This is a genomic window from Campylobacter sp., assembly GCF_017646085.1.
Classification (GTDB): domain Bacteria; phylum Campylobacterota; class Campylobacteria; order Campylobacterales; family Campylobacteraceae; genus Campylobacter.
The window spans coordinates 1-6,891 of the sequence record NZ_JAGCNF010000144.1; the positions used below are offsets into that span (position 1 = coordinate 1).

At 31.6% G+C, this 6,891-nt stretch carries 7 protein-coding genes; 2 read left to right on the forward strand and 5 right to left on the reverse strand.

All coding sequences use genetic code 11. The features are described from left to right. Positions 1–192 precede the first annotated feature (192 nt). Together bamE and J6V67_RS07345 are read right to left on the reverse strand one after the other, a co-directional pair. Entirely contained in the window at positions 193–516 is a 324-nt protein-coding gene (gene bamE / locus J6V67_RS07340; RefSeq protein ID WP_086276800.1) for an outer membrane protein assembly factor BamE, read from the reverse strand. 9 nt (positions 517–525) lie between these two features. After that, complete coding sequence (locus J6V67_RS07345; protein ID WP_291860884.1) at positions 526–720, reverse strand: YqaE/Pmp3 family membrane protein; 195 nt, start codon at positions 718–720, stop codon at positions 526–528. A gap of 129 nt (positions 721–849) precedes the next feature. On the opposite strand from J6V67_RS07345, the gene J6V67_RS07350 reads away from it, so the two are divergent. Further along, positions 850–2,907, forward strand: a complete 2,058-nt coding sequence (locus tag J6V67_RS07350; RefSeq protein ID WP_291860887.1) for a hypothetical protein — start codon at positions 850–852, stop codon at positions 2,905–2,907. A gap of 54 nt (positions 2,908–2,961) precedes the next feature. Beyond that, complete coding sequence (hemH, locus tag J6V67_RS07355) at positions 2,962–3,897, forward strand: ferrochelatase (RefSeq protein WP_291860889.1); 936 nt, start codon at positions 2,962–2,964, stop codon at positions 3,895–3,897. Between the two features lie 2 nt (positions 3,898–3,899). On the opposite strand, the gene J6V67_RS07360 is transcribed toward hemH, so the two are convergent. From J6V67_RS07360 to J6V67_RS07370, 3 genes are all read right to left on the reverse strand, one after another. Further along, on the reverse strand, positions 3,900–4,988 hold the full coding sequence (locus J6V67_RS07360) for a CinA family protein (protein ID WP_291860892.1): 1,089 nt from the start codon (positions 4,986–4,988) through the stop codon (positions 3,900–3,902). Between the two features lie 10 nt (positions 4,989–4,998). Further along, complete coding sequence (locus tag J6V67_RS07365) at positions 4,999–5,592, reverse strand: hypothetical protein (RefSeq protein ID WP_291860895.1); 594 nt, start codon at positions 5,590–5,592, stop codon at positions 4,999–5,001. Between the two features lie 85 nt (positions 5,593–5,677). Further along, the gene (locus J6V67_RS07370; RefSeq protein WP_291860898.1) at positions 5,678–6,775 is read right to left on the reverse strand and encodes a methyl-accepting chemotaxis protein; all 1,098 of its coding nucleotides are present in this window, start codon (positions 6,773–6,775) and stop codon (positions 5,678–5,680) included. Positions 6,776–6,891: the final 116 nt, after the last annotated feature.

The following is a 6,891-nucleotide window of genomic DNA, read 5'->3' on the forward strand; positions in this document are numbered from 1 at the left end:
GACACGCTATCTTGAGGGGGTAGTGCCGCTACGGTGTGCGAGTTCGAGTCTCGCTGATCGCACCACTTAGTAGATAATTTTATATTGTATCAATATTATTAGATGCGATTTATATTTAAGCTATAATAAAATAATAGTAGTAATTTAGATTAAAGCAATTAAAGTAGCAATATTGCTACTTTAATTTTTAATTTAATTTGTTAGCGGATTGCCGGCTTTATTGGCTTTATATTTTTTAGTTACTACACCTTTTGAATTAAATTCAAATACTGCTGTCTCATTTTTATTTCCAGCAAATGGAATATAACTAATGGCTTGATAGTCGTAATACCAAATTTCTCCTTTACCAAAGTTTTGTTTTCTAGGTGGATAGCCAATAACTCTTTCTACATCAGATTTTGTGCTTTTATTTAATTTAATTTGTTCCATAGCTTGAGGTTTTACCTCTGTCCCAGTAGTGTATGCACATCCACTTACAATAAGTGCAGTTATAATGGTTGCAAATAACTTTAACATTTTTACTCCTTAATTTTGTTGTTTCATCATTTTTTCAATTTTTTTGTCTGTTTTGTACTGACTAAGAGAGTAAATAGCCCATATAGAAGCAGGAAGCCATCCAATAAGTGTAAATTGCAATATTAGACATATAACTCCAGCAATCGGCCTACCGATGGTAAAAAATCCAAGCCACGGGATAATTAGACATAGTAAAAAACGCATATACACTCCTTTAATAAAATAAAAGTTGCTATTATCCATCATAATAAATAACTTATAAAATTTAATTAATATATTATATAAGTTGATTTTTGTATTTTATAGATATAATTTTAAAAAACTAGGCTAATTATGAAAATTATATTTTTACTTATTTTTTGTACTGTTTTTGCAGTGGCAAATTGTGATATTAATAGCGTTGCAAGTCTAGAACGTATAGGCGCTAAGATAGATATTAATAAGCCCATTATTGGGGCAAATTTAAGCCAGACTTATACACTAAAGGCCGGGCCATTAGCATCTAGTACCCAACTAGCTATAGCCGTAGAGGCGAGATTTGATACTTTAGTAAGTGTGAATTTTACTCAAGCAACTGCGGCAAATTTTGTTTATAAAATTAGTAATACCGCTCAAAATAATCAGCTCTTATGCAATCAACAAACAAAGATAAGCCAACACAAATCGCAAGATATAAAGCTAAAAAGTGGAGAATATTTACTTATAATCTTTGGTTCAGTTTTGGCTAGTGAGTATGAATTTGAAGCTAAGATAGTATTAGAACATATGATTAACTCTCAAACCCAAAATACTCTAGAAGCACAATTTAATAATATTTATACGCAAATTATTGGCCGTGAGTTTGAGCTAGATTTTAGTGTTAGCCAGCCAGTTAGTGATTTGGAGATTTTATTAAATGATAGTTTAGAAATTTATAAATCTACTACTTTTAATGGTGGAAAAATCCACTCAGTTATCCCAAATTTAGCTAATATAAATTATAAAAATTTATATTTTATCGCTAAATTTAAAAATCAAAAAGGTGAGAAAAAAGAGATAAAATCACCAAATTTTACCGCTAGACCTACTGGATTTAGATTAGAAAATATCCCAAATAACTTAAAGGGCGGGGCTAAATATACAAATTTTAGGCTTATTGCTTTAGATGATAATAGTATTAAGATTTCTGGATATAATGGACATTTTAGCGGTGATTTTATAACTCATACTTTGCAAAGTTGCGAAGCTAATATTGCTAATGAGATGATAGAATTTAAAGATGGTGTAGGGGTTATAACAACTCATACAGATTATTTTATATATCCTGAGATTGGGCTAGCTAGGATTAAATTTATTGATTCACAAAATATAGATAAAATCCGTAATGGCTGTATCTTAAATAGTGCTACAAACATACCAGATTCCCAGGGTAAAATCGGCTGTAATGCTGAAATTATCCAAGATATTGGTGAGTTTGCATTAGATAAAATTGTCCATGTAGGTAGCGAATTTGGCTCACAGTTTGGTCTATTTGGCACGATAGATGAGAATCTAAGCAAGATTCAATATGATAATTTTATGGGAGTTAAAACAAACTTAATATTTGAAGCACAGCTAGAAGATGGTAGCATAGCTAAGCTTTTTAGTGCTGGCTGCTACTCTTTTGATGTTAGTTTTGCTAACTCTAGCGCTTTAATTATGCATGCTATAGATAAACCAGCTAGTAAAAATCTAATATATCAAAGTGGTCAAAATATCTACACAATTAGTTTTGAAAGCTTTAAAAATGGAATTGGAGTGGCTGAAATAAAACTCTCAATGCCAAGGCAAAATCCACAAAATCCGCTAAAAATTGAACCAAATCAGATTGATACAAATTTAACTAATAAAATAAATTTAACGCAAAATATCTCAAATTCAATAAACCCATTATCAAATCTACAAACATCTGCTTATTTATACTATGCCAAGGCCTATGGGCAAAAGCTAATCCAAACCAAATCATACCCAGCAGTAGCCAAAATTTACTTAGCTATTTATTGCGATAACGTTTGTCAAAAAATAGCAAAAACTAGCAATGAGTATAGCGTAGTTTTAGATGAGAATATGAGCGAAGTAAGTGAACTTAAAGATTATTTTATATTTAAAGATTTTAATGCTACAGCAAATTTAATTGAGTTTAAAACCATACAAAATTATGCTAGTAATATAGCTAATGGAGTTATAGATGTTGTCATTAATGACGATAATCAGATTGAATTTGAGATTAAAAATACTCATTTTAAAGGGAGAGATTTTGTGTGGGTTAGACCTTTTAACGCTGGATTATGGGTTGGTAGTGGTGATCAAGGAGAGGTGTTAGGTATCAAAAAAAACCAAAATATCCGCTATAATCATACTATTGAGTGGTAGAAAATATTAAGTTTTTTTAAATACAATTAGCCAAATTTAGCCAAAAGGTACAAAATGAAAAGAGTAGTTATACTGCTAAATATGGGCGGAGTAGATGATCTAAGTCAAGTTAGGGTATTTTTAACCAATATGTTTAATGATCCATATATTTTAGGAATTAAAAATAGATATTTAAGAGCTTTTGTAGCGTGGATGATAACGATGATGAGGTTAAAGCCAGCTACACAAAACTATATTCAACTAGGCGGCAAGTCCGCTTTAGGCGATATAACACGCTCTTTGGTAGCTAAACTAAATACCAAATTTGGATTTGATAATCTAATTTTTGATTATGCTATGAACTATACACCGCCATTTGCGTCTGATACGCTTGCAAAATATAAAGATGCTGATGAAATAATACTTTTTCCACTATATCCTCATCATTCAGTTACTACAATTACATCAAGTTTAGACTCTGCTAAAAGGGCTATAGATAAGCTTGGAATTGGCGCTAAAATAAGCATTATAGATTATTTTTATAATAATGATAAATTCAATGATATTATTGTTAATGATATTATTAAAAGCCTTGGAGATACTAATGCTAAGCAGATTGATTTGATATTTTCAGCTCACTCTCTTCCGCAAAAAGTAATTGATAAAGGCGATTTATATGAGCGTCATCTAAAAGATCATTTAGAGATTTTAAAATCCAAATTAAATATTGCTAAATTAGAGTTTAATAGCATAAGTTTAGCCTATCAATCTCGTCTTGGGCCAGTAAAGTGGCTAGGGCCAAATTTAAGCGAAGTACTTCCAAATTTACCAAGCAAAAGAGCATTAATATATCCAATTAGCTTTTGTATTGATAATTCCGAGACAGATTTTGAATTAGCAGTAGAGTATAAGCATATTGCTAATGAGAGTAAATTTGAGTTTTATAAGGTTGTAAAGGCTCCAAATGATAGCGATGAATTTGCTCAATTCATCGCTAAAAGCGTCATTTAGCTCTATTTACAAAGTTCAGGATATTGGCGAAGCAGTAAAGTAAAGGCGTGTAGAACGCTTTGTGTTCTTATATAGTTGCGATCACCACTTAAAAGCAGTCTTAGTGAGGCTACATTATTTGCAGATGCAACTGCTATAAATACTGTACCTACTGGCTTTTGCGTGCTTCCGCCATCTGGGCCAGCTATTCCGCTAATAGCTATAGCATAATCAGCCACCCCTAATCCTAGCGCCCCGCTAGCCATAGCCTCAGCACACTGTGCACTAACAGCACCAAAACTATCTAAAATATCTTTATCCACACCTATCCAGCTATTTTTAATCTCATTAGAGTAGGTTACTAGCGAACCGCTAAAGGCTACGCTCACGCCTGGTATATTGCCAAGTGCTGCAGCACACATTCCTGCGGTACAAGATTCTGCAAAGGTGATCTTTTTATCATTTTGGATTAACTTTTTAGCCGTAAATTCGATAATATCATCAGCTGGAATTATTTTGCCAATAAATAAATTAGCAACGCTATCAATGAAGCTATCGATATGTCCATATTTACTAGTGCTCACTTTGACTTTAGTTAGGCCATCAATTATTGTAGTTAGGGTAATATTTACATTGTAGCTAGCAGTGAGTGGCTCAAGTAAAATTTGTGCGCTCTCTTTGTCAATATCGATAATATGAAAGATTTTAGATTGTTGGTCATCTTGAGTTAAAATCTCAGGTAGTTCTTTGATTGGTTCGGCTTTGATTAAATTTATTTGACAGTTATTTAGAGCTATTAAAAAGCTATTTTTGCTAAATTTAATCACTTGAGATGGCATAAGTGTTTCAAATTTAAGCTCAATCGTATCAGTTGTAAGTGTAGCTAAAATCCTACTAAGCGTATTAAATCCATTTTCATTAGCACAAATAGTAATATTATCATACTCTTTGGTAAAATTTTCTATATAAAATGGTAGTTCCTTATCATTGTTTTGAATGTAATAAACTGAAGCAAGAGCACCAAATTTTTCTTTATAAGATGTAAAAAAATAGTCTAAAAATGGGCGATTTATCTGCAAATCCTCGCCTAGGATTATGATTAAATTTTTCATATTTAAGCCTTTAGTAATTAAGTGTAAATTTAGTATAAAAACTATTTGTACTTTGAGTATTATAAAATGATAAATCTAGATATAAATTCTTATAAATTTTAGTATTTATATAGTAGCCTGTATTATACCGCTTGGTCTCATCTTGGTAAAGCATAGCTCCGATTTGTGTATTTTTAAGTAGCTTAGCACTAAGGTTTGTAGAGTGCATATAGGCTGTTGGAATATCAAGCGAGTCATCATAGGTGGTATTTAGTGAGTTTGTTAGTTTAAAAATATCTAAATTTAAATCATGTGATGCAGTATAAATACCATAAAAGTTATAATTTTTTGTATGAGTATTTACAGCTTGAAATATATTTATACTAAAATCCCTAGTTGTCCAGTGGTCAAATTTAATCGCTTCTATATTGATTAAATCAATACTATTTAAAATTTGGGTATTACTATGAAGCTCTTTATAATGTGATGTTAGTAGCTTACAAGTTTGAATATCAAATGGGCCTCTTGATAGCTTTGATGCTAGATTGACTGGAGTATTCTTCTGCGCAGCCTCAAAACCATTTAGCATCAAGCAAAGCAAATAAACCAAGATAATTAGCCTCAAATTTTATCCTTAATTTTTGTAATTCTACCAAGTTTTAAATTTGATTTTGATTAAAAGAGTAGAGTGAGAGCCAAAGCTCTCAGGTTTATTTCATCATAGATTTTGCTTTAGCAAGCACCATCGAATCAAATATTTCAAATAATCTAATAGAATATTCTTCAGAAGTTTTAAATTCTTTAATGATTACTGGAGAGTTATTTAAGAAATCTTTACTTGCAAGGTCGATTGCAGAATTGACATATTTATGCACCATACTATGCGGTTCAAGAATTTGACTAAACTCAGTAGTTGTACCAAAAATCTTTTTACCACGATCTTCATACCATTTACCAAGACGGCACATTGTATGGTCTGGCATCTGTTCAAAGTTTTTAGTGTAAATTTGATTATAGCCGTTTGTTTTAAATAGCATATGATCGATCTTAACAAGGCTTGTAAAGATATCATAAGATATGAGTCTTGCGTTATATTCTATATCTTTAGTATTGCTTACCAATAGATCAAATTTACTAATAAAGCCTTCAATATGTTTATTTGACTCAATTGAGATAGCCTCAACTTCTTCACTTTGAGCAAACATATCGCTAGCGTTTTGTTTTAGTAGATTGATATTCATCTCTACTTCTGCAGTTGCTTTTTGAGTTCTTTCAGCTAGTTTTCTAACTTCATCAGCAACAACAGCAAATCCACGACCATGCTCACCAGCACGAGCCGCTTCAATAGCAGCATTAAGCGCTAGAAGGTTTGTTTGATCTGAAATATCTTTGATTAAATTTATAACATTTGTAATCTCATCAACGCTTTTATGTAGGTTTTCAGCTGCTGTGCGTGTTTTATTGCTTGAGCTTGTGATCTCATTTAGAGATTCAATTAGTTTAGTGCTAGATTGATTTAGTTCAGCGATATTTCCTAAATTATCTTCAATTTTATTTATAGATGTTCTAGATAATTCTAGATTTTTTTCGATTCCTGATTGGATATTTATCGCATTTGCCTTTACACCTGCGATCATATCTTCAGCAATTGATGTGATGATATCGCACTCATTTAGGTTGCTTGGGCAGGTTGAGAGCTGCTTTAATTCAGCTCGAAGCTTGCTATTTTCTGCATTTGTAGCCTCTAACTCTTTTTTTAGAGCGACGATTTGTTCTTCATATTGAGCGATTTTTTTTGAACCAAACATATTTTTCCTTTTAATTTTTTAACTCTTTTAAACCTGCCAAAGCCACAAGCTATCTAATTATAGAGCTATTAGAGCTATTAGAGCTATTAGAGCTATTAGAGCTATTAGAGCTATTA

Bases quoted from the DNA above. Each gene is read 5' to 3' on its own strand.
- bamE (WP_086276800.1), bottom strand. From the start codon at position 516: ATGTTAAAGTTATTTGCAACCATTATAACTGCACTTATTGTAAGTGGA.
- J6V67_RS07345 (WP_291860884.1), bottom strand. From the start codon at position 720: ATGCGTTTTTTACTATGTCTAATTATCCCGTGGCTTGGATTTTTTACC.
- J6V67_RS07350 (WP_291860887.1), top strand. From the start codon at position 850: ATGAAAATTATATTTTTACTTATTTTTTGTACTGTTTTTGCAGTGGCA.
- hemH (WP_291860889.1), top strand. From the start codon at position 2,962: ATGAAAAGAGTAGTTATACTGCTAAATATGGGCGGAGTAGATGATCTA.
- J6V67_RS07360 (WP_291860892.1), bottom strand. From the start codon at position 4,988: ATGAAAAATTTAATCATAATCCTAGGCGAGGATTTGCAGATAAATCGC.
- J6V67_RS07370 (WP_291860898.1), bottom strand. From the start codon at position 6,775: ATGTTTGGTTCAAAAAAAATCGCTCAATATGAAGAACAAATCGTCGCT.